Source organism: Streptomyces sp. NPDC085900 (assembly GCF_044540925.1).
In the GTDB taxonomy this organism is placed as follows: domain Bacteria; phylum Actinomycetota; class Actinomycetes; order Streptomycetales; family Streptomycetaceae; genus Streptomyces; species Streptomyces gilvifuscus.
Genome location: NZ_JBITSP010000001.1, coordinates 469,379 through 496,160 on the forward strand (window position 1 = coordinate 469,379; position 26,782 = coordinate 496,160).

General features: G+C 71.1%; 22 protein-coding genes. 19 read left to right on the forward strand and 3 right to left on the reverse strand.

Translation table 11 applies throughout. The features are described from left to right. Positions 1–82: 82 nt before the first annotated feature. Positions 83–385 (reverse strand): hypothetical protein, encoded by a 303-nt coding sequence (locus ACIGDI_RS02075; protein WP_399889174.1) that lies wholly within the window; start codon positions 383–385, stop codon positions 83–85. A 189-nt stretch (positions 386–574) separates the two neighbouring features. On the opposite strand from ACIGDI_RS02075, the gene ACIGDI_RS02080 reads away from it, so the two are divergent. The 11 genes from ACIGDI_RS02080 to ACIGDI_RS02130 all read left to right on the forward strand — a co-directional run bounded on the left by ACIGDI_RS02080 (position 575) and on the right by ACIGDI_RS02130 (position 17,591). Further along, complete coding sequence (locus tag ACIGDI_RS02080; protein WP_399890452.1) at positions 575–1,639, forward strand: hypothetical protein; 1,065 nt, start codon at positions 575–577, stop codon at positions 1,637–1,639. Positions 1,640–1,687: 48 nt separating this feature from the next. Further along, a complete protein-coding gene (locus tag ACIGDI_RS02085) occupies positions 1,688–2,461 on the forward strand; it encodes a TIGR03936 family radical SAM-associated protein (protein WP_399889177.1) in 774 nt (257 codons plus the stop codon). A gap of 272 nt (positions 2,462–2,733) precedes the next feature. After that, positions 2,734–6,795 (forward strand): Rne/Rng family ribonuclease, encoded by a 4,062-nt coding sequence (locus ACIGDI_RS02090; RefSeq protein WP_399889180.1) that lies wholly within the window; start codon positions 2,734–2,736, stop codon positions 6,793–6,795. Positions 6,796–7,051: 256 nt separating this feature from the next. After that, positions 7,052–7,372, forward strand: a complete 321-nt coding sequence (gene rplU, locus ACIGDI_RS02095) for a 50S ribosomal protein L21 (protein WP_003990208.1) — start codon at positions 7,052–7,054, stop codon at positions 7,370–7,372. A 14-nt stretch (positions 7,373–7,386) separates the two neighbouring features. Further along, positions 7,387–7,641 (forward strand): 50S ribosomal protein L27, encoded by a 255-nt coding sequence (rpmA, locus tag ACIGDI_RS02100; RefSeq protein ID WP_040253648.1) that lies wholly within the window; start codon positions 7,387–7,389, stop codon positions 7,639–7,641. Between the two features lie 113 nt (positions 7,642–7,754). Then, positions 7,755–9,206, forward strand: coding sequence for a GTPase ObgE (obgE, locus tag ACIGDI_RS02105; protein WP_399889183.1), 1,452 nt, complete (start codon positions 7,755–7,757; stop codon positions 9,204–9,206). Between the two features lie 262 nt (positions 9,207–9,468). Continuing rightward, entirely contained in the window at positions 9,469–11,019 is a 1,551-nt protein-coding gene (locus tag ACIGDI_RS02110) for an alkaline phosphatase D family protein (RefSeq protein ID WP_399889186.1), read from the forward strand. Positions 11,020–11,107: 88 nt separating this feature from the next. Further along, a complete protein-coding gene (locus tag ACIGDI_RS02115; RefSeq protein WP_399889189.1) occupies positions 11,108–12,295 on the forward strand; it encodes a hypothetical protein in 1,188 nt (395 codons plus the stop codon). A gap of 206 nt (positions 12,296–12,501) precedes the next feature. Continuing rightward, positions 12,502–13,998, forward strand: coding sequence for a D-ribitol-5-phosphate cytidylyltransferase (locus ACIGDI_RS02120; RefSeq protein ID WP_399889192.1), 1,497 nt, complete (start codon positions 12,502–12,504; stop codon positions 13,996–13,998). Positions 13,999–14,139: 141 nt separating this feature from the next. Then, complete coding sequence (locus ACIGDI_RS02125; RefSeq protein WP_399889195.1) at positions 14,140–16,227, forward strand: hypothetical protein; 2,088 nt, start codon at positions 14,140–14,142, stop codon at positions 16,225–16,227. 215 nt (positions 16,228–16,442) lie between these two features. Then, entirely contained in the window at positions 16,443–17,591 is a 1,149-nt protein-coding gene (locus ACIGDI_RS02130; RefSeq protein ID WP_399889198.1) for a glycosyltransferase family 2 protein, read from the forward strand. 5 nt (positions 17,592–17,596) lie between these two features. Here the strand turns inward: ACIGDI_RS02130 and ACIGDI_RS02135 are convergent, their stop codons facing one another. Then, positions 17,597–19,000 (reverse strand): polysaccharide pyruvyl transferase family protein, encoded by a 1,404-nt coding sequence (locus tag ACIGDI_RS02135; RefSeq protein WP_399889201.1) that lies wholly within the window; start codon positions 18,998–19,000, stop codon positions 17,597–17,599. 212 nt (positions 19,001–19,212) lie between these two features. On the opposite strand from ACIGDI_RS02135, the gene proB reads away from it, so the two are divergent. From proB to ACIGDI_RS02160, 5 genes are all read left to right on the forward strand, one after another. Then, a complete protein-coding gene (gene proB, locus ACIGDI_RS02140; RefSeq protein ID WP_399889204.1) occupies positions 19,213–20,319 on the forward strand; it encodes a glutamate 5-kinase in 1,107 nt (368 codons plus the stop codon). Positions 20,320–20,504: 185 nt separating this feature from the next. After that, positions 20,505–20,933 (forward strand): hypothetical protein, encoded by a 429-nt coding sequence (locus tag ACIGDI_RS02145; RefSeq protein WP_399889207.1) that lies wholly within the window; start codon positions 20,505–20,507, stop codon positions 20,931–20,933. 61 nt (positions 20,934–20,994) lie between these two features. Beyond that, entirely contained in the window at positions 20,995–22,281 is a 1,287-nt protein-coding gene (locus ACIGDI_RS02150) for a glutamate-5-semialdehyde dehydrogenase (protein WP_399889210.1), read from the forward strand. A 112-nt stretch (positions 22,282–22,393) separates the two neighbouring features. Further along, entirely contained in the window at positions 22,394–22,987 is a 594-nt protein-coding gene (locus ACIGDI_RS02155; protein ID WP_399889213.1) for a hypothetical protein, read from the forward strand. 113 nt (positions 22,988–23,100) lie between these two features. Further along, a complete protein-coding gene (locus ACIGDI_RS02160) occupies positions 23,101–24,171 on the forward strand; it encodes a hypothetical protein (protein ID WP_399889216.1) in 1,071 nt (356 codons plus the stop codon). 115 nt (positions 24,172–24,286) lie between these two features. Here ACIGDI_RS02160 and ACIGDI_RS02165 read toward each other — a convergent pair whose 3' ends face one another. Continuing rightward, complete coding sequence (locus tag ACIGDI_RS02165) at positions 24,287–25,399, reverse strand: M48 family metallopeptidase (RefSeq protein ID WP_399889219.1); 1,113 nt, start codon at positions 25,397–25,399, stop codon at positions 24,287–24,289. A 128-nt stretch (positions 25,400–25,527) separates the two neighbouring features. On the opposite strand from ACIGDI_RS02165, the gene ACIGDI_RS02170 reads away from it, so the two are divergent. From ACIGDI_RS02170 to nadD, 3 genes are all read left to right on the forward strand, one after another. Beyond that, positions 25,528–25,689: a hypothetical protein gene (locus tag ACIGDI_RS02170; RefSeq protein ID WP_200700837.1), complete on the forward strand. Its 162-nt coding sequence runs from the start codon at positions 25,528–25,530 to the stop codon at positions 25,687–25,689. A 143-nt stretch (positions 25,690–25,832) separates the two neighbouring features. Further along, positions 25,833–25,988, forward strand: a complete 156-nt coding sequence (locus ACIGDI_RS02175; protein ID WP_200700836.1) for a hypothetical protein — start codon at positions 25,833–25,835, stop codon at positions 25,986–25,988. Positions 25,989–26,068: 80 nt separating this feature from the next. Next, positions 26,069–26,767: a nicotinate-nucleotide adenylyltransferase gene (gene nadD, locus ACIGDI_RS02180; protein WP_399889222.1), complete on the forward strand. Its 699-nt coding sequence runs from the start codon at positions 26,069–26,071 to the stop codon at positions 26,765–26,767. Positions 26,768–26,782: the final 15 nt, after the last annotated feature.

A 26,782-nucleotide genomic window follows, 5' to 3' on the forward strand; every position in this document is an offset into this window, starting at 1 on the left:
AGGATGGCGACGTTCCTGCCACAAGTATGGACTTTCCCGGCAGGTGCGGCACGCGCGGCTCGGTCGTGGCGGCCGGCCGTGGTCAGCCGGTGGTGGAGTGCAGGAACGGCGGGATCGGCCGGTGCAGGTCGGTGGCCTCGATGGTCAGGGTGTCGTGCGCGACGTCCGCCCCGTCGCTCATCGACACCTGAACGGTGTGCTTCTCGCCCGTACGCCCGAGCCGCCCGGTGACCGTGACCTTGTGGCCCTCCACCGAGACCCGCAGGTCCGAGCCGGCGGGCGCGGACGCCCTGACGACGTGCCGTGGCCCCGCGGGCCACACGCTCACGGACGAAGTGAACTCTTCTCCGGCCGTGACCTCGATCTGCGACGGAGTGAGGATCATGAAGCCCTTCAGGTGCCATGACCCGGTGCCTGGGGATGTGTGATTGCCGGTCATGTGGTCAGCGTGCGCCGCCGGCGCGGGCGGGTGCAGATGACGGTAGGCCCGTTCCCAGGGCCTGTCGCTGCCACGGTGGGGGCCGTTCGGCCCCGGGACCGCATCCATCCGCGCCGCCCGCGCGTCTACGTCGGTATGGACCTGGAGAAACCCCCGCAGCGGCCCGCGCCGCAGACACCGGAAGGGTGTCTCGTCGTCGCGATCCGCCTGCCGGTGCGGATCGTCGTGCTCGTGCTGGTCGTCCCGGTGCGCATGGTGTGGGACGCGCTGGTGGTGGCGGGCAGGTTCCTGACGGACACCGTCTTCAGGCCGGTGGGGAGGGCCCTGCTGTGGGTGGGGCGGGCGTTGTTCGTCTGGCCGCTCATAGGGCTGTGGCGATACGTCGTCGTGCCCGTCGGCAAGGCGCTCGGACTGCTCGGCAAGGTGCTCGTCGTCATCCCCCTGGTGTGGCTGTACCGGTCGGTGCTGACGCCCGTCGGACATGCCCTGGCCTGGGTGTACGCACGGGTGATCACCCCTGTCGCGCGTGGCGTGTGGTGGCTGCTCGCGGCCCTGGGGGCCGGGGTGTACACCGGGCTGGCCTGGCTGGCGCGGTACCTCCTCGTCCTCCCCGCGGGATGGGTGTACGCGTGGATCCTCACCCCGGTGGGGCACGCGATCGCCGCGTGCGCCAAGGGGCTGGCGTGGCTCGTGGGCACGGTCGCCACCGGCATCGGCGTCGCGCTGTACTGGCTCGCCCGGGTGCTGCTGGTCCTGCCCGCGCCGGCGCTGTGGCGCTGGGTCCTCGTCCCCGTCGGACGCGTCCTCGCCGTCGTCGCCCGCGAGGTCGGTGACGCCCTCGGGCACGCCTGGCGGGTGGCCGGACGGATCTCGCTCGCCGTCGGCCGCGCCCTCGCCACCCTCTTCCGGCTGGTCTTCGTGGAGCCGGTGCGGTGGGTGTACCGCACGGTGCTCACCCCCGTCGGCCATGCCGTCCGGGACGCCGTGCTGCGGCCCGCCGCCGCCGTCGCGCGCAGTGTGGGACGGGCCACCAGGGAGGCGCTGGCCTCCGCCCGGGAGTCCGTACGGCAGGCACGGGCGGACTTCCGCCGGATGCTGTTCGGGGAGCCCGCGCGACCCGAGAGGATCGACCGGCGGGAACCCACGGGCGGCGAGACACGTACTCTTGGTAGAAGTACGACCGCTCTCACGAAGGACTGAACGACACTGGGCAAGCGACAGCCCGAAGGCCGGCCGCCCGCACCCGCGGTGCAGCGCATCCGACTGCGCTACACCAAGCGCGGCCGCCTCCGGTTCACCAGCCACCGTGACTTCCAGCGCGCCTTCGAGCGTGCGTTGCGCCGCGCCGAGGTGCCCATGGCGTACTCGGCGGGGTTCACACCGCATCCGAAGGTGTCGTACGCCAATGCCGCACCCACCGGCACGGGCAGTGAGGCGGAGTACCTGGAGATCGCCCTCACCGAGGCGCGGGACCCGGAGAAACTCAGGATCCTGCTCGACGAGTCGCTGCCCGCCGGGCTCGACGTCGTCGACGCCGTCGAGGCCCGCACCTCCGGGCTCGCCGACCGGCTGACCGCCTCCGTGTGGGAGCTGCGCCTGGACGGCGTGGCGCCCGAGGACGCCGAGCGCGCGGTCGCCGCCTTCAAGGTCGCCGGGACCGTCGAGGTCCAGCGGACGACGAAGAACGGCGTCCGGACCTTCGACGCCCGTTCCGCGGTCGCGGATCTCGAGGCGCGGGCAGATCTCGAAACGCACAGTGAACCGGCTGATAGGCCGACCGACCAGCCCTGTGCGATACTGCGGCTGGTTGTTCGGCACGTGACGCCTGCCGTACGACCCGACGACGTCCTGTCCGGTCTCCGCGCCGTGGCCGACCTGGCGCCGCCGGTCCCCGCAGCGGTGACCAGGCTGGCGCAGGGGCTGTTCGATGAAGAGACCGGCACGGTGACCGACCCGCTCGCGCCCGACCGCGAGGCAGCTGAGGCCCACACGGCCGCTGCCGCCGCGACGGCGCCGGCGTAAGGAAGGTCTCGCGAAGGACGGACGTCGTAGCGCCGCCCTCGTACTCGGGAGCCACCTGGGTCGGGCAGCGCACCGACACAGAAGACTTTCGCCAGGCCGTACCCAACAGGGTGTACGGAACCGGCGAGACAAGACACGGAGAGCTCCCGTGCGGCGCCCGCGCCCCGGACGGCGGCACCGCGCATCGCGCGAGCCGCGGACGTCAACGGCGGTCGAGTCATCGACGCCGGACCAGGCGCGGAGCCCGGGAGCCTGACGGGAGACAAGCCCGCATGCTCGAACCGACCGAACCCACCGAGGGTTCCGAAGAACTGAACACTCCCAGCGACACCCTGCCGCCGCGTCGTCGGCGCCGTGCCGCTTCCCGCCCGGCGGGCCCGCCTGCGGGTGCCGCCGCCGGGACGCCGGAGGAAGTCACCGTGCCGGCCATACCGGCCGAGGACGAGGAGAAGGCCGTAGAGGCCGCAGAGCCGCAGGAGCTCGAGGAGGCCGCTGAGGCCGAGGGTGCCGAGGAGACGGCGGCCGCCGCACCGGCGCCCGTCGAGGAGCCCGCGCCCGCCGCCCGCACCCGTCGCCGTGCGACGCGCCGCGTGTCCGCGCCGACCGCCTCTCCGGCATCCGCCGAGGCGGCCGAGACCGTCGTGCCCGCAGCGGCCGCCGAGGTCTCCGAGGCTGCCGTGAGCGCCGAGACCGAGCAGGCGGTCGTGTCCGGTGAGGACGCCGCTCCGCCGCGCACCCGTCGTCGCGCCACCCGCCGGGTCACCTCGCCGACCGCCGCCGCTGCGTCCGCGGAGGCCGCCGAGACCGTCGTACCCGCCGCTGCCGCCGAGAGCGAGAGCGCCGAGGAGCCCGCGGCCGTGGCCGAGGCGCCTGCCGAGGAGGCCGCGCCCGCCGCCCGCACCCGCCGCCGTACCGGCCGCCGCGCGACCGCGCCCGCCGGAGCCCCCGAGGCCGCTCAGCCGGCCGAGGCCGGGAGCGAGCAGGTCGAGCAGGGCACGGAGGCCGACACGGCCGGTGCCCCCGAGACCGCCGAGCCCACCGTGGCCGGTGACGAGGAAGCGGCTCCGCGCCGCGCCCGTCGGCGTGCCACGCGTCGCGTGACCGCGCCCGCGGGGACGCCGGAGGAGGAGACGGAGGCAGCGGTCAGCGCCCCGGCCCCCGAGGCCGCGCAGGAGCCCGCCGCCGCCCCGGCCGAGGAGGACGCCTCCCCGCGTCGCCGCCGCCGGGTCGCCCGCAAGGCCGCCACCGGGTTCTCCGAGCCCGCCAGGACGACCGGCGAGGCGTCCGCCGAGGAGGACAGCCGGCTGCGTCCGGCGCGGCCCGCCGTCGCCGTCTTCCAGGCGCCGGTGTTCACCGAGCCGAAGTTCCAGACGCCCGAGCGGGCCGCCGCGGAGGCGGCCGCCGAGGCCGGGTCCGCCACCGAGACCGCCGAGCCCGAGGAGTTCCAGGAGGAGCAGACCGGGGCCCGGCGCCGTCGCCGCCGCCGGGGCGGTGCGTTCGGCGAGGAGGCCGAGGCGCCGGCCGCCGCCGAGACCGTGGAGCGCGTCGAGCCCACGGACGAGGACGAGCCGGAGGAGGCCGAGGAGTCGGCCGAGGACGCCCACGAGGGCGACGAGTCCGAGGAGACCGGCTCGCGCCGTCGCCGTCGCCGCGGTGGCCGTCGCCGCCGCCGTGGTGAGTCCGCGGACGCCTCCGGCGAGGACGAGGACTCCGACGACGTCGCCGCCGAGCAGGCCGACCAGGACGCCGAGGACACCGCCGAGCAGGAGGAAGAGGACGCCGAGGACGCTCACGACGAGCCCGGCGGCTCCAGCTCCAGCAGCCGCCGTCGCCGTCGTCGCCGCCGTCGCGCCGGAGACACCTCCGTCGACACCGAGCCCGGCGAGGGCGACCCCGAGCGCACCGTCGTCAAGGTCCGCGAGCCCCGCCCGAAGTCCGAGCCGTCCGACGAGGTGCAGTCCATCAAGGGCTCCACGCGTCTGGAGGCCAAGAAGCAGCGCCGCCGCGAAGGCCGCGAGCAGGGTCGCCGGCGCGTCCCGATCATCACCGAGGCCGAGTTCCTGGCCCGCCGCGAGGCCGTCGAGCGCGTGATGGTCGTCCGCCAGAGCGGCGAGCGCACGCAGATCGGCGTCCTGGAGGACGGCGTGCTCGTCGAGCACTACGTCAACAAGGAGCAGGCGACCTCGTACGTCGGCAACGTCTACCTGGGCAAGGTGCAGAACGTCCTGCCCTCGATGGAGGCCGCCTTCATCGACATCGGCAAGGGCCGCAACGCCGTCCTGTACGCCGGTGAGGTCAACTTCGAGGCGCTGGGCATGGCCAACGGCCCGCGCCGCATCGAGTCCGCCCTGAAGTCCGGCCAGTCGGTCCTCGTGCAGGTCACCAAGGACCCGATCGGGCACAAGGGCGCGCGTCTGACCAGCCAGGTCTCCCTGCCGGGCCGCTACCTCGTGTACGTCCCCGAGGGCTCCATGACCGGCATCAGCCGCAAGCTGCCCGACACCGAGCGGGCCCGGCTGAAGACCATCCTCAAGAAGATCGTCCCCGAGGACGCCGGTGTCATCGTGCGCACCGCCGCCGAGGGCGCGAGCGAGGACGAGCTGCGCCGGGACGTCGAGCGGCTGCAGGGGCAGTGGGAGGAGATCCAGAAGAAGTCGAAGAACGGCAACGCGCCGACGCTGCTGTACGGCGAGCCGGACATGACCGTCCGCGTCGTCCGCGACATCTTCAACGAGGACTTCTCCAAGGTCATCGTCAGCGGTGACGAGGCGTGGGAGACCGTCTACGGCTACGTCTCGCACGTCGCGCCCGACCTCGCCGAGCGGCTGCAGAGGTGGACCTCCGAGGTCGACGTCTTCGCCACCTACCGGATCGACGAGCAGCTCGCCAAGGCCCTGGACCGCAAGGTCTGGCTGCCCAGCGGCGGTTCGCTGGTGATCGACCGGACCGAGGCGATGGTCGTCGTCGACGTCAACACCGGCAAGTTCACCGGCCAGGGCGGCAACCTGGAGGAGACGGTCACCAGGAACAACCTGGAGGCGGCCGAGGAGATCGTGCGTCAGCTGCGGCTGCGCGACCTCGGCGGCATCATCGTGATCGACTTCATCGACATGGTGCTGGAGTCCAACCGGGACCTGGTGCTGCGGCGCCTCCTGGAGTGCCTGGGCCGGGACCGGACCAAGCACCAGGTCGCCGAGGTGACCTCGCTGGGCCTGGTCCAGATGACCCGCAAGCGGGTCGGCCAGGGCCTGCTGGAGTCGTTCTCCGAGACCTGCGTCCACTGCAACGGCCGCGGTGTCATCGTCCACATGGAGCAGCCGAGCTCCGGCGGGGGCGGCGGCAAGCGCAAGAAGCGCGGGCGTGGCGGCGACGGGCACGAGCACGTGCACGAGGCCGCGGTGGCCGTCGAGTCGCCGGAGGCCGAGGCCGAGGAGACGGAGGCCGAGGTCGCCGCCGAGGCCGCCGAGCCGATCGCGCTTCCCGCGCCGGTCTTCGAGCCCGACGAGGAGCTGTACAGCAGCGTCGCCGAGGCGGAGGCCGCCGTGCGCGGTGGCCGTTCCCGGCGCCGGTCCGGCCGGCGTGCGTCGGCTCCGGCCGGCGCGCCGAAGGGGCGGACGCGTCCGGAGGGCGACCGGGCCGGGTCCGAGGCGGCCAAGGCCGAGTCCGACACCGAGGTCGCCGAGGTGCCCACCGCCCAGGTCGTGCCGGCCGCGGTGGAGGCCGAGCGTCCCGTGCAGCCGGAGACGGCCGCCGAGGCGCAGGCCGAGCCGATCGCCGCGGAGGACCCGGTGGTCGCCGCCGAGCCCGCCGAGGACGCCGCGCCCAAGGGCCGTACCCGCCGTCGTGCCACCCGCAAGGTGTCGGCGCCCGCCGGTTCGCCGGCCGGTGCCGAGGCGGCCGTGGTGACGGTCACCGAGGCCGCGCCCGTGGCCGAGCCGCAGGTCGAGGCCGAGACGGCCGCCGAGCCCGCCGAGGAGCCCTCCGAGACGGTCGCCGAGAGCGCCGCCCCGGCCCGGCCCCGGCGCCGTGCGGTCCGCAAGGCCACCGCGCCCACCGCGTCCGAGGAGGCGGCCGTCGTGGTCGTCCCGTCGGCCGCGACGGACGAGGATCCGGCCGCCGACGGGGACGTCGAGGAGGCCGCTCCGGCCAAGAAGACGGCCCGTAAGACGGCCAAGAAGGCGACCGCGAAGAAGGCGGCCACCAAGAAGACCGCGGCCAAGAAGACGGCCGCGAAGAAGACGACGGCCAAGAAGGCGGCGAAGACCACCAAGACGGCCGCGGCCAAGTCGACGGCGAAGAAGACCTCGGTCTCCGCCGCCGCCGACGAGAGCTGAGCAGTACGAGGTGCGGGGTGCGGCCGGTCGGTGTGATCGGCCGCATACCCGCGGGACCCGGTCCGGTTTGACCCCCTCGGCCACGGCCCCGTAACCTTGACCCTCGGTGTGTCCAGGGATATAGGACGCGCCACATCCCCGTAAACCTCTTCCTCCAGAGCGCCGGGCGTTCCGCGCCGGCCGTTCCGGAGAGGCTGCCCGTGCCGGGTGGCTGGACTGCGGGGGTGCCGTTCCCGAGCGAGAGAGTGAGATCCGCGTGTACGCCATCGTGCGCAGCGGTGGTCGCCAGCACAAGGTTGCTGTCGGCGACATCGTTGAGGTTGACAAGATTTCCACTGCCAAGGTTGGCGACACGGTCGAGCTCTCGACCCTGCTCGTTGTCGACGGCGACGCTGTGACCAGCGACCCGTGGGTGCTGGCCGGCATCAAGGTCCAGGCCGAGGTCGTGGACCACCACAAGGGCCAGAAGATCGACATTCTGCGCTACAAGAACAAGACCGGCTACCGCCGTCGTCAGGGCCACCGCCAGCAGTACACGGCGATCAAGGTCACTGAGATCCCCACGGCTGCGAAGTAAGGGACTGAGGAGAGATGGCACACAAGAAGGGCGCATCGTCCACCCGGAACGGTCGCGACTCGAACGCCCAGCGGCTCGGCGTGAAGCGCTTCGGCGGTCAGGTCGTCAACGCGGGTGAGATCCTGGTCCGCCAGCGCGGCACCCACTTCCACCCCGGTTCGGGCGTCGGCCGTGGCGGCGACGACACGCTGTTCGCGCTGCAGCCCGGTGCGGTGGAGTTCGGCACGTTCCGTGGCCGCAAGGTCGTGAACATCGTTCCGGTCGCCTGAGTCGGCTGATCGGAAGCTTTTCGCGAGGCGGACCTCACTTCCCGGTCGGGAAGGCGGGTCCGCCTTTCGCGTGTTAACACGAGTAGTACTTACGTCTCTGGAGGCACCGAACCATGACCACCTTCGTGGACCGCGTCGAACTGCATGTCGCCGCGGGTAACGGAGGTCACGGCTGTGCCTCCGTCCACCGTGAGAAGTTCAAGCCGCTCGGCGGACCCGACGGCGGCAACGGCGGACGCGGTGGAGATGTCATCCTCACCGTCGACCAGTCGGTGACCACGCTTCTCGACTACCACCACTCCCCGCACCGCAAGGCCACCAACGGCAAGCCCGGCGAGGGCGGCAACCGCTCCGGCAAGGACGGCCAGGACCTGGTCCTTCCCGTGCCGGACGGCACCGTCGTCCTCGACAAGGCGGGCAACGTCCTCGCCGACCTGGTCGGGCACGGCACCTCGTACGTCGCCGCACAGGGCGGCCGGGGCGGCCTCGGCAACGCGGCGCTCGCGTCGGCGCGGCGCAAGGCGCCCGGATTCGCGCTGCTCGGCGAGCCGGGGGACCTGCAGGACATCGTCCTGGAGCTGAAGACCGTCGCCGACGTGGCGCTCGTGGGGTACCCGAGCGCCGGCAAGTCGTCGCTGATCTCGGTGCTGAGCGCCGCCAAGCCGAAGATCGCCGACTACCCGTTCACGACGCTGGTGCCCAACCTCGGCGTCGTCACGGCCGGTTCGACCGTGTACACGATCGCCGACGTGCCGGGGCTGATCCCCGGGGCCAGCCAGGGCAGGGGACTCGGTCTGGAGTTCCTGCGGCACGTGGAGCGGTGCAGCGTGCTGGTGCACGTGCTGGACACGGCGACCCTGGAGTCCGACCGTGACCCCGTCTCCGACCTCGACATCATCGAGGAGGAGCTGAAGCAGTACGGCGGGCTCGACAAGCGGCCCCGGATCGTCGTCCTCAACAAGATCGACGTACCGGACGGCAAGGACCTCGCCGAGATGGTGCGGCCGGACCTCGAGGCGCGGGGCTACCGGGTCTTCGAGGTGTCGGCGGTGGCCCATCTCGGGCTGCGGGAGCTGTCGTTCGCGCTGGCCGAGATGGTGGCGAAGGCGCGCGCCGCCAAGCCGAAGGAAGAAGCGACGCGGATCGTCATCCGGCCGAAGGCCGTCGACGACGCCGGGTTCACCGTGACGCGCGAGGACGTCGGCGGCGAGCCGCTGTTCCGGGTGCGTGGCGAGAAGCCCGAACGCTGGGTGCGGCAGACCGACTTCAACAACGACGAGGCCGTGGGCTACCTCGCGGACCGGCTCAACCGCCTCGGTGTGGAAGACGAGTTGGTGAAGGCGGGGGCCCGCTCCGGGGACGGCGTGGCCATCGGTCCCGAGGACAACGCCGTCGTGTTCGACTGGGAGCCGACGCTGACGGCCGGTGCGGAGATGCTGGGGCGCCGGGGCGAGGACCATCGCTTCGAGGCGCCGAGGCCCGCGGCGCAGCGGCGGCGCGACCGGCAGGCCGAGCGGGACGACGCGGACCGGGAGTACGGCGACTTCGATCCGTTCGCGGAGTAGGGGACGGCGCCTTCGGTGCCGTGACGGGGCCGCTGTAGACGCCCTGGGTCTTTCGGCCAACTTGGTGGGATCACCGCACGCGGCTCGTTCATGAGGCCCGTTGCGACAAGATCGGGTTCATTCTGTTGTTCCCGTGTCGCAACGGGTCTTCTGTTGTCTGCCTATTTGTCATGCACGCGAAGGGTCACGTTCAGCGGGTGGACCGCCCGGGTGCGTGAGCCTTCACGAGTCCAAGAGGCCAGCGAGGCAAGGGAGTTCGACGATGACCGGAGCCATCTCGCCCGACCGACGCCGTTTTCTGACCGCCGGTGCCGCCGTTCTCGGCGCCGCGGCCTCTGCCCAGCTGTGGCTCCCGGGCACCGCCCGAGCCGCGGAAAACGCCGTGCCCGACGGTGTGTTCAGCCTCGGTGTCGCCTCCGGCGACCCGCTGCCCGACGGCATCGTGCTGTGGACCCGCCTCGCCCCGGACCCGCTGAACGGCGGAGGCATGCCCGACGAGGTGGTCCCGGTGCAGTGGGAGATCGCCGAGGACGAGCGGTTCAGAAAGACCGCCCGCCGGGGCGTCGCCCAGGCCCGCCCCGAGAACGGGCACAGTGTTCACGTCGACGTACGCGGTCTGCGTCCGGACCGCTCGTACTGGTACCGCTTCCGGGTGGGCGGGCAGATCTCGCCGCCCGGCCGCACCCGCACCGCCCCCCACCCCCGCGGCAAGGGCGGCTCGCTGCGCATCGCCCTGGCCTCCTGCCAGAACTGGCAGCACGGCTACTTCACGCCGTACGCCGACATGCTCGACCAGGACCCCGACTTCGTCCTGTTCGTCGGCGACTACATCTACGAGTCCACGCCGTCGTCGGCGGGCCCGCGCCGGCACGAGGGCACGGGGGAGCCGTACACCCTGGAGCAGTACCGCAACCGGTACGCCCAGTACCGCTCCGACCCCGACCTCGCCGCGATGCACGCGAACGCCCCCTGGGTGGTCACCTTCGACGACCACGAGGTCGACAACGACTGGGCCGGGGAGATCCCCCAGGACCCCGCCAAACAGCCGCACGACGCCTTCGTGGCCCGGCTGACGGCGGCCTTCCAGGCGTACTACGAGCACATGCCGGTCCGCGCGAGCGCCGTCCCCGACGGCCCGCACATCCAGATGTACCGCCGCCTGGAGTTCGGCCGCCTCGCCCGCCTCAACGTCCTGGACACCCGCCAGTTCCGCACCGACCAGGCGACCACGCAGGAGGGCGCCCAGTCGCCGTCGATGACCATGCTGGGCGCCGAGCAGAAGCAGTGGCTGCTGGACGGGCTGCAAGGCTCGCCCGCCCGCTGGAACATCGTCGCCTCGCAGATCATGATGGCCGAGACCGACCTTCAGATCGGCGACGGCAAGCTCTGGTACTACGACGCCTGGGACGGCTACCAGGTCGAACGCAACGCCCTGCTGGGGGAGTTCGCCGACATCCGCAACCCGGTCGTGCTCAGCGGCGACCGCCACCTCACGATGATCAGCGACCTGAGGACGGACTACTCCGACCCCGGATCCGACGTCGTCGGCGCCGAGTTCGTCGGCACGTCCATCTCCAGCAACGGCGACCAGGACCAGGCCGCCTTCCACGCCCAGTGGGACCCGCTGATGCCGGACAACCCGCACTGGAAGCTGATCGACGCCCACCGCGGCTACCACCTCTTCGACATCGACCGGCACGGTATCGACGCGCAGGTCAGGGTGGTCGACACGGTGGTGCGGCCGACGGCGTCCGCGAGCACCCTGGCCCGTCTGCGGGTGGAGAACGGCAGCCCCGGGGTCGAACTCGCCTGACGTCCGTGCGCGACGGGGCCTGGGGCTCATCCGTGTCCCAGGTCTCTCTCAGGTAAGTCTCAGGTAAGGCTCTTACCATCCCCTGACCATGGAGACGGACTGTACGAGAGATGACGCCCCGGTGAAGCGGCCCGATCCGCTGCCCGCGGGCACCCGGCTGCTGCACATCGGCCCGCACAAGACCGGGACCACCTCGATCCAGGGCGCCCTGTTCGCCGCGAAGGACCAACTGCCCGCGCACGGCGTGGAGTTCCCCGCGCACACCCGGCACCCCATGGAGGCCGCGCTGGCCGCCTGCGCCCGGCCCGCGATGATGGGCGACATCGTGCCCACCGACGGGCACTGGACGAAGCTGGTGAAACAGGTCGAGGCCGCCGGCAGGCGCACCTCGGTGGTCAGCAGCGAGTTCTTCGCCGACGCCGAGGACGAGGCGACCGTCGCGCGGATCGTGGGGCAACTCGGCGGCGACCGGGCGCACATCCTGGTCACCCTGCGCCCGCTGGCCAAGATCATGCCCTCGCAGTGGCAGCAGTACGTGCAGAACGGCCTGCGCATGGGCTACGAGGACTGGCTCCGGCACATGCTGCGGAAGGCGCCGTACGAGCAGCCCACCCCCAGCTTCTGGCGCCGCCACGGGCACGACCGGCTGGTCGAGCGCTGGGCCGCGGTGGTGGGCCCGGAGCGGGTCACCGTCGTCGTGGTCGACGACCGGGACCGGGGCGGCCTGATGCGCACCTTCGAGGCGCTGCTCGGGCTGCCCGAGAACCTGCTGCAACCGGTTCCGGACACGGCGAATCGTTCCCTTACCCTCGCCGAGACCGAAATGCTGCGGAATCTTAACAAGGAATTCCGCGGCAATGGGCTGCCGGACGAGCTGTATTCCAAGCTTGTGCGCAACGGCGCGGTGATGCATATGAAGAATGCGTGCAGTCCGAGCCCCCGGGACGTGAAGATCTACACCCCCGTCTGGGCCGTCGAGGCCGCGGCGGCCAGAGCCGCCGAGATGGCGGAGCGCATCGCCCGTACGGGCGTACGCGTCCTCGGGAATCCTGCGCTGCTCTCCGCCGTACCGACGTCACCGCCGCCGGCCTCGGGCGAGGCGCGGATCGCTCCCGAGGTGGCCGCCCAGGCGCTCTACGGAGCCCTCGCCGCGGCCGCGGAGGCACCCGTGCGGCACGCGAATCCCGCCAAGGCGCGCACGGTTCACCAGACGTCCTCCAAGGAACTCGTGAAGGTGCTCGGACACCGCTGCCTGAAGAAGCTGCGAGGGCACTGAGCGAGAAGCCGCGACGGCACTGATCCCCTGTGCGGTTACTCACAGCAATTCCACGGACGCTCCCGGCGAGTGTCCCGGTGTCACCAGTAGTGCAAGGTGAATGTCAGGTGGCGCGCACATATGCAGTGAACGGCGCTCACCTTGCACAGCGGTTACCGCAAGTGGGACCATTTCCAGGTTCCCTGTCGCCCCAAGGTAGGTCCTCTGTGTCCCAGCACATAGCCAAGCCCCGTACCACCGCAGTGATCCTGGCCGGTGGCACCGGCCAGCGCGTGGGTCTCTCCATCCCCAAGCAGCTGCTGAAGATCGCCGGCAAGGCAGTCATCGAGCACACCCTGACCACCTTCGAACAGGCGGACTCGATCGACGACATCATCGTGCTGATGGCGCCGGGCTACGTGCCCGACGTCGAGAAGATCGTCGCCAAGGCCGGGTTCACCAAGGTCAAGAAGATCATCGAGGGCGGCTCGACCCGCAACGAGACCACCGAGCGCGCCATCGAGGCCCTCGGTGAGGGCCTGGCCGAGGGCGAGGACCTCAACGTCCTCTTCCACGACGCCGTCCGCCCGCTGCTCTCCCGGCGCGTGATCGACGACTGCGTGGTCGCGCTGGAGCGCTACCAGGCCGTCGACGTCGCCATCCCGTCCGCGGACACCATCATCGTGACCCGCACGCACGGCCAGGACGGCGAGTTCATCACCGAGATCCCGGACCGCTCCCGGCTGCGCCGCGGCCAGACCCCGCAGGCCTTCAAGCTGTCCACGATCAAGCGGGCCTACGAGGTCGCGGCCGGCGACCCGAACTTCCAGGCCACCGACGACTGCTCCGTCGTGCTCAAGTACCTGCCCGACGTGCCGATCAACGTCGTCGCGGGCGACGAGTACAACATGAAGGTCACCCAGCCCGTCGACGTCTTCATCGCCGACAAGCTGTTCCAGCTGGCCTCGACCGCCGCGCCCGAGCAGGTGAGCGAGGACGCCTACCGCGAGCTGCTCACCGGCAAGACGATCGTGATCTTCGGCGGCTCGTACGGCATCGGCAAGGACATCGCCGAGCTCGCCGAGTCCTACGGCTCCAAGGTGTACGCCCTCGGCCGCTCCACCACCGGCACCCACGTCGAGAACCCGGAGGAGGTCGACGACGCGCTGTCCAAGGCGTACGGGGAGACCGGCCGGATCGACTACGTCGTCAACACCGCGGGCGTGCTGCGCATCGGCAAGCTGGCCGAGACCGACAACGCGACCATCGAGGAAGCGCTGAAGGTCAACTACCTCGCCCCGGTGCAGATCGCACGTTCGGCGTACAAGTACCTGGCGGAGACCAAGGGCCAGCTGCTGCTGTACACCTCCAGCAGCTACACCCGCGGCCGCGCCGAGTACAGCCTCTACTCCTCGACCAAGGCCGCCATGGTGAACCTCACCCAGGCCCTGTCCGACGAGTGGGCCGGCGACGGCATCCGCGTCAACTGCATCAACCCGGAGCGCACCGCGACGCCGATGCGCACCAAGGCCTTCGGCCAGGAGCCCGCGGGCACCCTGCTCTCCTCCGAGGCGGTCGCCCGCACCTCGCTCGACGTGCTGCTGTCCGAGCTGACCGGGCACGTCATCGACGTCCGCCAGCAGGACCCGACGGCGGGCGCGGCGAAGGCCTCCGGCTTCGAGCAGGCCCTGGCCTCGGTGCTGGACCGCCAGGACGGCGTGTAATAATCGACGGGAATTAATCTTCCGTTATTCAGGCCTCTGCTTTCCGGGGTTAATGCAGTGCATTGAGCAGTGCATCGTCCGGGTCTTCGCAGAGGCCTGAATACATTCAAAACCGGCACTCCCTCCCAGAGCAGGTTCTCCGTGATATCCACCGCTATTCGCGTCGCCCGGGTGGGCAGCGCGGCCGAGCTGGCCGCGGCGGCGCTCATGATGCTGGGCTTCCCGGCGCTGATGCTGGCCGCGCTCGTCCCGAGCGTGCCCGCCTTCGCCGCGGCCGCCGCCGTGACGTACGTGGCCGACCACTATCTGCACCGCAAGGGCAGCTACCTGGTCAACCGGCTCAGCAAGGTCCGCGCCGGCCTCTCGATCCGCTTCCTGATCCGAGAGCTGCTGCTGATCCTGCTGCTGGCCCGGCTGTCCCTCGCGGACAACCTGATCTACTACGGCGCGGTCGCCTGCTTCATCGCCTTCTACGGCCTCCAGGCCCCGCACGGCGCCCTGGTCACCCTGATCCGCAACCGCCGCCGGATGCCGGTCGCCACCCGCAACGTCGACCTGAAGTCCCGCATCCGCATCCCGGACGCCCCGCCGCGCTTCCTGCTGAACCGCTCGGCCGAGAAGATGCTCCACCTCGACCTCGCGGCCGTCGTCGGCATCCTGGTCGCCGCGGAGACGAAGTCGTCGGTGCCCGGCTTCATCGGCATCGGCGTCACCATCTTCCTGGGCTGCCTGTACGTCCTCGCCCTGATGCCGTACGTCCGCGGCAGCAAGATCCCGCCGAACGCCGAGAAGGTTCTGGCGGCCGTCGACGACTGGCTGCGCGAGTACAAGCCCGAGACGGTGCTGTACTTCTCCGGCTCCAAGGACTCCGCCTACCAGGTCAACATGTGGCTGGAGACGATGGAGCAGCTCGACTCCCGGCCGCTGGTCATCCTGCGCGAGCGGGTCATCCTGGCCAACCTGGCGCCCACCACCGCCCCGGTCATCTGCGTGCCCGGCGGTGTCCATCTGATGAACATGGACCTGACCACCGTGCGCGTCGCGCTGTACGCGGCCAACGTCGGCAAGAACATCCACCTGCTGCGCGTGCCCACCATGAAGCACGTCTTCATCGGCCACGGCGACAGCGACAAGCTCGCCAGCGTCAACCCCTTCAGCAAGGTGTACGACGAGGTGTGGACCGCCGGCCGCGCGGGCCGCGACCGTTATGCCATAGCGGATGTCGGCGTCCGCGACGACGACATCGTGGAGGTCGGCCGTCCGCAGCTGGCGCCGATCCAGGGCCGGCAGGGCGTCCCCGACGGCCGTGTCCCCACCGTGTTGTACGCGCCCACCTGGGAGGGATGGGACGGCAACCCGGGCAACACCTCGCTCGTGCTGGCCGGCGAGAACATCGTGAAGAAGCTCATCAAGGCCGACCCGCCGGTCCGTGTGCTGTACAAGCCGCACCCGTTCACCGGCACCGTCAGCAAGGAGGCCGGCGCCGCGCACCAGCGCATCACCGCGCTGGTCGAGAAGGCCGCCGCCGAGCGCGCCGCCGACCCCCGCTTCACCGCCGACACCGCCGCCCAGGCACAGGCCAAGGCCGAACTGGCCCGTGTCGAGGCGCGCCTGGCCGAGCTCTCCGGCACCGCGGGCGACCGCGGCGACGAGGCCGAGGCCACCCGTGACGGCGTGGTCGACCTCAAGAAGCACGAGGAGGTCGCCCGGCTGCGCGCCGAGTGGAACGACGCCTACTGGCGCTCCTGCGGCAGCTTCGAGCACCGCGTGGTCACGGGCGCCGAGCCGCGCCTGTACGACTGCTTCAACGTCTCCGACGCGATGGTCTCCGACATCTCCAGCGTGGTCTCCGACTTCATCGCCAGCGGCAAGCCGTACGCGGTGACGGACTCCGCCGAGCTGGGCGTGGAGGAGTTCAAGCGGCAGAACACCGCGGTGCGCGCGGCCACGATCCTGTCCAACTCCGCCGCCGAGCTGGGCGAGCTGCTGGCCGCGGTCCGCGACCCCGCCGCCGACCCGCTGGCGGAGGACCGCAAGGAGCTCAAGGAGTACCTGCTCGGCCCGGACGAGCCGACCTCCATCGAGCAGTTCAACACCGCGGTCGCCGACCTGGCGCTCAAGGCCGAGACCCGCAACCTCGGCCAGGAGTCCCGCGCCGCCGCGGCCGGCACCCCCGGCGCCGACGAACTGTCGGACGCGCTGTCGGCGCAGCCGCCCACCACCGCGTGAGGCCCAGTATGTGAAAACGGTGAGAAGGGCCCGGTTTCCGAGGAGTGATCCTCGAAAACCGGGCCCTTTTTACGTACGTACGGGCAACCCACGCCCCTGGTCGTCCGTCTAGCAGGTAGCCAATAAGACGATACGGGGGAAAGATCCCGTGACGAGGGGGAAATGTGACCGTGACGCAGCCTGATGTGACTGTCGTCATCGGAGCGTACGAAGCGATGCCTTACCTGGTCGAATGCCTCGCGTCCGTCGAGGCACAGACCATCGACCCGGGGCGCATCGAGGTCATCGCGGTGGACGACGGCTCCACCGACGGCACGGGGGAGTGCCTGGAGGAGTTCGCCGACCGCGTCTCCATGCCCGTCACGGTGATCCGGCAGGCCAACTCCGGCGGCCCCAGCGGCCCCCGCAACGTCGGCCTGAGCAAGGCCGCCGGGCGCTACGTGTTCTTCCTCGACGCCGACGACCGGCTCGGCCCCGAGGCCCTGGAACGCATGGTCGACATGGCCGACCGCAACGGCACGGACGTCGTCCTCGGCAGGGTCGAGGGCATCAACCGCAAGCCGCCGCAGTCCATGTGGGGCAAGACCCTCGAACGTACGGACGTCTTCTCCTCCAACATCAAGTTCACGCTGAGCGCGCAGAAGCTGTTCCGGCGGGAACTCCTGGAGCGGCACGGCATGCGCTTCGACGAGTCCCTGTGGACCGGCGAGGACGCGCTGTTCACGATGGAGGCCTATCTGCGGGCCGACGGCGTCTCCGTGATCGCCGACCACACCTGCTACTACCTGGTCGGCCGCGACGACGGCAAGCACGTGACCAAGAGCGGCGGCTACACCCTGCGCTTCGACTCCGCGCGCGCCCTGATGAACCTGATAGCCGACATGGTGCCGCCCGGGGAGCGACGCGACTCCCTCATGCACCGGCCCTTCGTGGTCACCCTCCTGCCGCAGTTCGGCCCCAAGTACCTCAAGGACAGCGAGAAGGTACGGCGGCACAAGTTCGAGCTGGCCAAGCCGCTGATGGAGCAGTTCTGGACCGAGGGCGTGGCGCGCCGGCTGAAGGTCGACGAGCGCCTGCGGCTGCACCTGGTGGCCGAGGAGAAGCCCGAACTCCTGCTGCCCGTCGTGGAGTTCGTGAAGGCGAAGAAGCAGGCGGCGGCCCTGCTGGAGAAGCGGGGCCACCACGTCTACCTCGCCTACCCGTACTTCCGTGACGCCTCGGCGGGCATACCCGACTCGGTCTACCTGGCCACCCCGCGCGAGGCCAGGGCCTTCCCCGGCTACCGCGAGCACACGCCCTCCTCGGTCCTGCGCCGCGCGGTGCGCAAGGCCCGCCGGGTGCTGAAGGCGCCCGCGGCGGCCTGACACCGCTACTGGCGGCCCGTCTGCAGCGCTCGTCTGATCGGGCGGGCCACCACGCGGCGGGCCTTGCGGTAGACGGACGTCGGGGCCGGTGCCGTCGCGGTGCGCTCCAGCTCGCGCCTCAACCGGTCGTTGTCCAGGGACAGTTCGGCGAGCCGGGTCTGCATCCAGCCGAACCGGGAGGTGAGCGAGGCCAGGTCGGCGTCGTTCCAGGGGCGGATGCCCGCCGGGAAGGACAGCTTCCCCATGCGGGCCTCGAAGGCCGCGCCGCCGTCGCCGTGGGTGAACGTGTTCTCCAGGCCGTTGCGGCCCAGGAACGCCGCGAAGCGCTCGAACCGCTCCGCGTGGCCGCCGGTCAGACCGGTGAGGTCGGCCTCCTCGTACAGCCGCGCCGGGTCCAGGTCCTCGGGCAGCTTGTCGATCCTGCGGTGCGGGATCTCGAAGTAGCGGCACAGCTCCAGCGTCCGAGAGTCGCCGCACAGCACCGTCGCGGGCGTGCCGGCCAGCAGCGCGGCGATGTTGCCGTGGATGCGGGAGCCGAACGAGAAGTCGTAGCCGCGCAGGTCGTCGATCCAGGTCACCGGGTCGACGTAGACGCGGACCTTGTCCTCCCGGTACATCGGGTGGTCCGGGTGGGTCGGGATCGCGGTCACCGATGCGTTCGGGTGCGACAGGTCCCGCCAGTGCAACTGCCGTGCGTCGCTGAGGTTCTGGCCGATGAAGGTCAGGTGCGGATAGCGGGCGTGGGCCCGGTCGATGACCTTGCCCAGCCCCTGCTTCTGCACCGCGCTGTGCGAACCGTTGACCGCGATCCGCGACCCGGCGGTCAGCTCCGGCACCCGCTTGTCCACGGGCAGCCGATCGCCGTACAGGAACAGCGACGGGCAGCCGATGACCTCGACGTCGTGGAAGCCCAGGTCCCGCAGGTACTTCTCGGTGAACTCGCCGCGCACCCCGATGGACGCGCTGCGCTCCAGCACCGCGGAGACGAAGTCGCGCACCGACTCCTCCATGGGCTTCAGCCGCTCCGCGTTGTAGCTCAGCCCGGCCTGCGCGCCGACGCCCAGCACCACCACCGGGATGCGCAGCCGGCGGATCAGCCGCGTCAGCCGCTTCAGCTGCCCCTCGAAGGACGGCCGGAAGGCGTTGGCCAGCGGCACGACGAAGACGTCGTACTCCTCGTTGATCCGCTCCGCCGCCGACACATCCGTCCGGATGCCGTTCGAGACCACCTCCGTGCCGGGGGTCTCGAGGATCTTGTGAGCGGCGTCGCTGAAGATCAGGTTGCCGGAGTTGGTGGCGATGACGTCCTGGTGCAGAGCCTCCTCCACCGAGAAGACGTCATAGGGACTCTTCCCCGACCGGAGGAGGATGCGCTGTGCAGGACGGGCCTGGTGATCTCTGGGTGACACGACATTCAAATTAAGTTTGCCGGGACTTTTATTTCTATAGGCAACCAGTGCAACCTTTTTGCCGTACGCACCGCGTGAGCAACCGGTTACGTGGCGCGTGTCCGGTGAGTGGACCGATGCGCGCCGCCCGTGCCCCTTCGCGTAGATTGCCTGGCGGGGCAACCCGAGCGCGCGAGGGGACGGACAAGCAGGTGGCAGGGGCAAGGCAGGGCGTGGCGGAAGCCCGCAGGATCGTCGTCAAGGTGGGTTCCTCGTCGCTGACCACCGCCTCGGGCGGTCTGGACGCCGACCGGGTCGACGCGCTCGTCGACGTCCTCGCCAAGAGCCGCAGCGGGGGAGAGAGGGAGATCGTCCTGGTCTCCTCCGGCGCCATCGCCGCCGGACTCGCCCCCTTGGGCCTGCGCCGCCGCCCCAGGGACCTGGCCCGCCAGCAGGCCGCCGCCAGCGTCGGCCAGGGCCTGCTCGTCGCCCGCTACACCGCCTCCTTCGCCCGCTACGGCGTCCGCGTCGGCCAGGTGCTGCTGACCAGCGACGACATGAGCCGCCGCGCCCACCACCGCAACGCCTCCCGCACCCTCGACAAGCTGCTCGCCATGGGCGCGTTCCCGATCGTGAACGAGAACGACACCGTCGCCACCGACGAGATCCGCTTCGGCGACAACGACCGCCTCGCGGCGCTCGTGGCGCATCTGGTCCATGCCGACCTGCTGGTGCTCCTGTCCGACGTCGACGGTGTCTACGACGGCGACCCCGGCCGCCCCGGCACCTCGCGGATAGCCGAGGTGCGCACCCCGCAGGACCTCGCGCACGTCGAGATCGGCAGCGCGGGCAAGGCCGGCGTCGGCACGGGCGGCATGGTCACCAAGATCGAGGCGGCCGGCATCGCCGCCGCGGCCGGCATCCCCGTGGTCCTCACCAGCGCCGTGCACGCGGCGGAGGCGCTGTCCGGCGGGGACACCGGCACCTACTTCCACGTCACCGGCAAGCGCTACGCCGACCGCCTGCTGTGGCTGCAGCACGCCTCCACCCCGCAGGGTCACCTGACCCTGGACGAGGGGGCGGTACGGGCGGTCGTCGAGCGGCGCAAGTCGCTGCTGCCGGCCGGCATCGCCGGCGTGGAGGGCGACTTCGTCGCCGGCGACCCGGTCGAGCTGCGTGACGGCGAGGGGCGCGCGGTGGCCCGCGGGCTCGTCAACTTCGACGCCAAGGAGATTCCCCAGCTGATCGGGCGTTCGACGCGAGAGCTGGCGCGCGAACTGGGCCCGGCCTACGAACGCGAGGTCGTCCACCGCGACGACCTGGTGATCCTTCGTCCCTGACGCGCCCACCGGATGCCCGGCCAGGGCGTTCCGCGGCCGAAAACAGGGTGAACGACCTGCAAAACGGCCCGCCCTGAGGTGGACGTTCCGCAAAACCGCCCCACGAGCCCTTGCGGCCTGCTCAACTTTGTCTCAGGGACAAGTTCCGCACGAGCACCGCTCGATGCCGCGCAAAGGAGGCCGTCGTGAGACGAGTACGCCCTGGGGCGGCGGCGTCCCGCGGTGGTCTGACCAGTGTCACGGCCGGCGAGTCCTACGAGGAGCCCGCCGACCTGCCCCGGCTGTGGCACATCACCCTCAGCGTCTCCGGCAAGGCCGCCTCGCTGCACGAGGTCCGGCGCGCCCTCGAACAGCTCGCCCACGACCACCCCTTTCTGCTGACCAGCAGGTACGCCACCGACCACGCGGAGATCCGCTACTGGGAGGAGGCCCGCGACCTGCACGACGCGGCCGCCGTCGCCCTGCGGCTGTGGGGCGAGCACCGCCAGACCGCCAAGCTGCCGCCCTGGGAGATCGTCGGCCTGGAGGTCATCGACCGCGAGACCTACCACCAGCGCCTCGCGGAGGGGTACGGGCCGCCACCGGCGACCCCTGTCGGAGTTCACCCCTTTTGAGACCGTCTCGGGGTGTGGGACGAGCGGTGGACGGCCCTGTCCGGCGCACTACGCTTCCCTCATGACCACGCTCTCGCCGTACGACTCCATGTCCCCGGTCGCCCAGGCCGCGTACCGCGCCAAGGCCGCCGCCGCCGACCTCGCCCCGCTGCCGCGCGCGGTCAAGGACGACGCGCTCGCCGCCATCGCGGACGCGCTGGAGGTCCGTACGAGCGAGATCGTCGAGGCCAACGCCAAGGACGTCGCCAAGGCCCGCGAGGCCGGCACCAGCGAGGCCATCGTCGACCGCCTCACGCTCACCCCGGAGCGGGTGCGCGCCATCGCCTCCGACGTGCGGGACGTCGTCGCCCTGCCCGACCCGGTCGGCGAGGTCGTCCGCGGCTCGACCCTGCCCAACGGCATCGACCTGCGCCAGGTCCGCGTCCCGCTCGGCGTGGTCGGCATCATCTACGAGGCCCGCCCGAACGTCACCGTGGACGCCGCGGCCCTGTGCCTGAAGTCCGGCAACGCGGTCCTGCTGCGCGGCTCCGCCTCCGCGTACGAGTCGAACACCGCCCTGGTCCGTGTGCTGCGCGATGCCGTGGGCGGGGCGGGGCTGCCCGCCGACGCCGTCCAGCTGGTGCCCGGCGAGAGCCGCGAGAGCGTGCGCGAGCTGATGCGGGCCCGCGGCCTGGTCGACGTCCTGATCCCGCGCGGCGGCGCCTCGCTGATCCAGACCGTGGTGAACGAGTCCACCGTCCCCGTCATCGAGACCGGCACCGGCAACTGCCACGTCTACGTCGACGCGCAGGCCGACCTCGACATGGCCGTCGACATCCTGATCAACTCCAAGGCCCAGCGGCCCAGCGTCTGCAACGCCGCCGAGACCCTCCTGGTCCACCGGGACATCGCCCCCGAGTTCCTGCCGCGCGCCCTGGACGCCCTCGCGGAGGCCGGCGTCACCGTGCACGCCGACCCGCGGGTGCTGGAGTACGCCGAGGACACCAAGGCGACCGTCGTCGAGGCCACCCCGGACGACTGGGACACCGAGTACCTCTCCTACGACATCGCCGCCGCCGTCGTCGACTCCCTCGACAAGGCCGTCGAGCACATCCGGCTGTGGTCGTCCGGTCACACCGAGGCGATCGTCACCACCTCCCAGCAGGCCGCCCGCCGCTTCACCCAGCTGGTCGACTCCACCACCGTCGCCGTGAACGCCTCCACCCGCTTCACCGACGGCGGGCAGTTCGGCTTCGGCGCGGAGATCGGCATCTCCACCCAGAAGCTGCACGCGCGCGGCCCGATGGGCCTGCCGGAGCTGACGAGCACCAAGTACATCGTCACCGGGGACGGCCACATCCGCCGCTGAGACCGGGGCCCGCGGCGGGGCGCATATGCACTCGGCACGTGCGCCTCGCATGCGCCCCTGTCCGCGAGAGGTGTCTCACAGGGCGGATGAATTTCCATACCGTCTGCCCAAATTGACCCCCCAGGTCTACTCTGGATTCGTGCCGGAGGACGTGGGGGGCACGCCGTTCCCTGACGGCTGGGAGCCCGACGACGACCACGACCGCGGGGTGTCGGACGAAGAGTTCGCCTCCGTGGTCTTCGACGAGGCCTTCGTGCGGGCGGCCGTGGTGCACGAGCCGACCGCCGTCGAACGCCTCCTGGCCGCAGCCCAGGCCAGAGCCGAGGCCTCCGAGGCGGAGGCCCGCCGGGCCCATGGACGGGGCGAGCGGTACGACGAGGGATACCGACCCTCCGGATTCGGCCATGATCCAGAGCTCGACGACCTGGACGACACCGATGTCCTCGAGGGCCGCTACGGCACCTCCGGCCCCTACGGCAAACAGGTCCGCTGGCACCGCCCGGTCGCCTGGATGCTCGCCCTCGTCATGGGGATCGGCATGGTCGCGCTGGCCTTCGCCGCCGTCTACCGGGGCGCCTCCTCCAGCAGCCGGGACCAGGTTCCACCGCCCGCGTCGACCGGTCTGGAGCAGGGCAGCGCGCCGCCGCCCTCCGCCTCCGCCGAAACCTCCCAGCCGGCCATACCGGTCATCCCGCGCACCCCCTGAGCGGGGGCCCCGAGCCGTCCGGTCCCGTACGGTTCCCGCCCTGGTGAGAACCTGTCAGAACTTGTCGTGTACCAGGGCGTTTATCGGGGCGTCCGGAGACCTACCCTGAATGTATGGGCGGGCCTGGAGACCCACCTGAGGGGACACCCGAGGGCGGCCCCGGAGGTGGAGAGGACGAGTATCGATCCGTCGTCTTCGACGAGTCGTTCGTCCGCGCTGCCCGCCTCCAGGAGTACTCGGCGCACGAGCGCATGGCCGACCACGCCCCCGCAGTGCGCCGCCGCCCGCCCTTGCACCGGGGCCTGTCCCGGCAGGCACTGATCCTGGTCGTGCTGATCGCCGTCGCCTTCGGCACCGCGATCTACATGGGCGTACGCCACCCCTACCAGACCTCCGTCGCCCGCCGGCCCGTCGAACCCCTGCGGATGACCGTCATCCCGCTCACCCCACAGGGCAAGGTGCCCGGGACGGCCGACGCCGAGTTCCTGTACGCGCACAGCCCCGCCGCGCAGTTCCGCATCGGCGCCGAGGGCATCCCCCTGCCCGCCGCCCGGCGCACCGCGCACTTCTCCGACAGCCAGGTGGTCGCCGCCCTGACCACGGCCAAGGACTACATCGTCCGCTCCTCGCTCTACCCCGAGGTGATCGGCAGTCAGGACGTGCGCGCCGTGCGCGTCATGCTCGACAGCGCCCAACTCGACCAGTTCGACCAGAGTTTCGCCCGCCCGACCGCCGACGGCCGCCACCAGCCCACCGGTTGGCTGGTTCGCTTCGACCAGACCCGTGCCGAGCTCGCGGACCGCAGGATCCGCGTCCAGGGCTCGATGGAGGCCACCGAGACCGACTCCGCCACCCTGGAGGTCAGCGCGGACCACACCTTCGTGTACGCACTGAAGCCGACCGGCTCCGCCGCGAAGGCCCCGGCCTCCCTGTTCACCGTCCGGCGCGAGCTGCACTTCCGCTTCGACCGCGACGACCTGCGCCTGCACCAGGCACAGCTCGTCGTCTCCTACGTCCAGGCCGGCCCGCTGTCCTGCGCCGAGGACTCCACCAACCACTTCCACCCGCTGCTGGCCGGCCAGACGGCCAGGTCGGGCGGCCCCGCGGGCACCGACCCGTACGCGACGGGCGGCACCACGGCACTGTGCGGGACGCTGGCCACCGGGGCGCAGCCGAAGGTGTGACGGGGCGCGGGGCGGGTTCTCGACTACGGCCCGGTGGGGGCTCGCCCCGCCGACGCGGCGGTTGCACATCCCACGCAGCCCCCGCGCCCCCGGGGCATCGAACGCCCGGCGTCGATCAGTCCTCGGTGCGCGGCGGAGCGTCCGTGGGCGGCTCGTCCTGCGGCGGCCGCTCCTCGCCCGGTGCCGAGCTCGTGAAGCCGTCGAAGCCGCGCCGCACCCGGCCGCCGAGGCCACCGGCCCCGCCGGCGATGTCGCTGACGAGCTTCATCAGCGGATCCTTGGAGCTCTTCACATTGCCGGCGTAGCTGGCCGCCGACTCCCGGAACGAGTCCGAGACCGAGGTGTCCTTGTCCTCGTCGCGCCGCGGGTAGTGGCCGTCCATGATCCGCTGGTAGTCCCGGGTCTCGGACCACTTCTTCAGCTCCGCCGCCCGGATGGTGGTGAACGGGTGGGAGCGCGGCAGCAGGTTCAGGATCTTCAGCACCGAGTCGCGCAGGTCGCCGCCCGACTCGTACTCCTCGGCCTGCTTCAGGAACGCGTCCACGTTCATCTCGTGCAGGTGGTTGCCGCCCGCGATCTTCATCAGGCCGCGCATCGACGCCCGCAGGTCCTGCCCGACCAGCAGCCCCGCCCGGTCGGCCGACAGCTCCGACTTGCGGAACCACTCGCGCAGCGCCGTCACGATCGCCATGATCGCGAGCGTGCCCAGCGGGATCCAGGCGACCCGGATCGCCAGGTTCGTCAGGAACAGCAGGATCGTGCGGTACACCGCGTGCCCGGACAGCGCGTGGCCCACCTCGTGGCCAACGACCGCCCGCATCTCCTCCTCGTCGAGCAGCTCGACGAGCCCGGTGGTGACGACGATGATCGGCTCGTCCAGGCCGATGCACATGGCGTTCGGCTGCGGGTCCTGGTTGACGTACATCGGCGGGACCTTCTCCAGGTCCAGGATGTAACAGGCGTCCCGCAGCATGTCGTTGAGGTGGGCGAATTGCTCGTCGGACACCCGTACCGAGTCCGAGAGGAACAGCAGCCGCAGGCTGCGCTCGGGCAGCAGGCCGCTGAGCGCCTTGAAGACCGTGTCGAACCCGCTCAGCTTGCGCAGCGCCACGAGCGCGCTGCGGTCGGCCGGGTGCTCGTACGCACGCGAGGAGATCCCCGGGAAGCGCCGGCGCTGCCTGCTCGGTACGTGCTCGTGCCCGTTGTGCTCGTGGCCGTCGTCGGACATGTCTTCCCCCATGTGCGTGTGAGTGGCCCTTTGCGGACCCTTGTGTGGCCCTTTGCGCCCCCGAAGCAAGGCCCAGCCTAGGCGGAGTTACCGTGGACGGGCACCACACCGAAGGAGAGTCCCGCACCATGGAGCACATCCCAGCAGCCGCCTGGTTCGCCGCGGCCGCCAGCGCCCCCCAGCACCAGGGATCGGGCTACCTGCTCCGGGTCGTGCTGGTGGTGATGATCCTGGGCTGCGCGTTCGCCGGGTGGTTCCTGCTGCGGGGCTACAAGCGGAAAGACGACTGAGGGCCGCCCAGGGTTCCCCGACGGCGGAGTCGGCGTGATCGCCGACACGGCCCCCGCTTACCATGGGCCGACGTCTTATCCCGCCCTCCCCCACTCTCGACTCCTCTCGAGCGGGGGGACCCCGACGATAGGTCCTGCCGAAGATGAGCCTCCACACCACCGCTGCCCACCTGGTCACCCTCGCCGAAGCCGAGGGCGGCAACCACGAGAGCCTCAACCCCGCGCTCACCGGTGGCGGCGCCCTCGCCGTCCTGCTGCTCCTGCTGTGGATCACCACCCGCTTCAACCGCGACCGCTGAACCACGCATCGCCCGGTACCGGGACAACCCGGGCATCCGTCGAACGGAGTGCTCAGGCCGGGCCGGTAGGGTCTGCACGCATGGGAGAGCAGGACATGCCTACCGGTCCGGCGATGGACATCGCGAGCGGCACCACGGCCCGCCGGGCGAGCGGCACCGAGACCCGCCCGGTGAACGGCCCGTCGAACCCCGGCAAGCGCCGCCTCGGCGTCATGGGCGGAACGTTCGACCCGATCCACCACGGGCACCTCGTGGCGGCCAGCGAGGTCGCCGCGCAGTTCCACCTGGACGAGGTGGTGTTCGTACCCACCGGCCAGCCGTGGCAGAAGACCCACCGCACTGTCTCCCCGGCCGAGGACCGCTACCTGATGACGGTCATCGCGACCGCCGAGAACCCGCAGTTCTCGGTGAGCCGCATCGACATCGACCGCGGCGGCCCCACCTACACCGTGGACACCCTGCGCGACCTGCGCGCGCTCAACCCGGACACCGACCTCTTCTTCATCACCGGCGCCGACGCCCTGGGTCAGATCCTCACCTGGCGCGACTCGGAGGAACTGTTCTCCCTCGCGCACTTCATCGGCTGCACCCGCCCCGGCCACCATCTGACCGACCACGGCCTGCCCGAGGGCGGCGTCTCGCTGGTGGAGGTTCCCGCACTGGCCATCTCCTCCACGGACTGCCGTGCGAGAGTCGCCAAGGGAGACCCCATCTGGTACATGGTGCCGGACGGAGTCGTGCGCTATATCCACAAGCGCGAGCTGTACCGCGGCGAGTGAGCCGAGAGGGGCTAC

What these genes read in the sequence shown, in the direction of transcription:
- ACIGDI_RS02075 (WP_399889174.1), bottom strand. Translation starts at nt 385, where the DNA reads ATGATCCTCACTCCGTCGCAGATCGAGGTCACGGCCGGAGAAGAGTTC.
- ACIGDI_RS02080 (WP_399890452.1), top strand. Translation starts at nt 575, where the DNA reads ATGGACCTGGAGAAACCCCCGCAGCGGCCCGCGCCGCAGACACCGGAA.
- ACIGDI_RS02090 (WP_399889180.1), top strand. Translation starts at nt 2,734, where the DNA reads ATGCTCGAACCGACCGAACCCACCGAGGGTTCCGAAGAACTGAACACT.
- rpmA (WP_040253648.1), top strand. Translation starts at nt 7,387, where the DNA reads ATGGCACACAAGAAGGGCGCATCGTCCACCCGGAACGGTCGCGACTCG.
- obgE (WP_399889183.1), top strand. Translation starts at nt 7,755, where the DNA reads ATGACCACCTTCGTGGACCGCGTCGAACTGCATGTCGCCGCGGGTAAC.
- ACIGDI_RS02110 (WP_399889186.1), top strand. Translation starts at nt 9,469, where the DNA reads ATGACCGGAGCCATCTCGCCCGACCGACGCCGTTTTCTGACCGCCGGT.
- ACIGDI_RS02115 (WP_399889189.1), top strand. Translation starts at nt 11,108, where the DNA reads ATGGAGACGGACTGTACGAGAGATGACGCCCCGGTGAAGCGGCCCGAT.
- ACIGDI_RS02130 (WP_399889198.1), top strand. Translation starts at nt 16,443, where the DNA reads ATGCCTTACCTGGTCGAATGCCTCGCGTCCGTCGAGGCACAGACCATC.
- ACIGDI_RS02150 (WP_399889210.1), top strand. Translation starts at nt 20,995, where the DNA reads ATGACCACGCTCTCGCCGTACGACTCCATGTCCCCGGTCGCCCAGGCC.
- ACIGDI_RS02160 (WP_399889216.1), top strand. Translation starts at nt 23,101, where the DNA reads ATGGGCGGGCCTGGAGACCCACCTGAGGGGACACCCGAGGGCGGCCCC.
- ACIGDI_RS02165 (WP_399889219.1), bottom strand. Translation starts at nt 25,399, where the DNA reads ATGTCCGACGACGGCCACGAGCACAACGGGCACGAGCACGTACCGAGC.
- ACIGDI_RS02170 (WP_200700837.1), top strand. Translation starts at nt 25,528, where the DNA reads ATGGAGCACATCCCAGCAGCCGCCTGGTTCGCCGCGGCCGCCAGCGCC.
- ACIGDI_RS02175 (WP_200700836.1), top strand. Translation starts at nt 25,833, where the DNA reads ATGAGCCTCCACACCACCGCTGCCCACCTGGTCACCCTCGCCGAAGCC.
- nadD (WP_399889222.1), top strand. Translation starts at nt 26,069, where the DNA reads ATGGGAGAGCAGGACATGCCTACCGGTCCGGCGATGGACATCGCGAGC.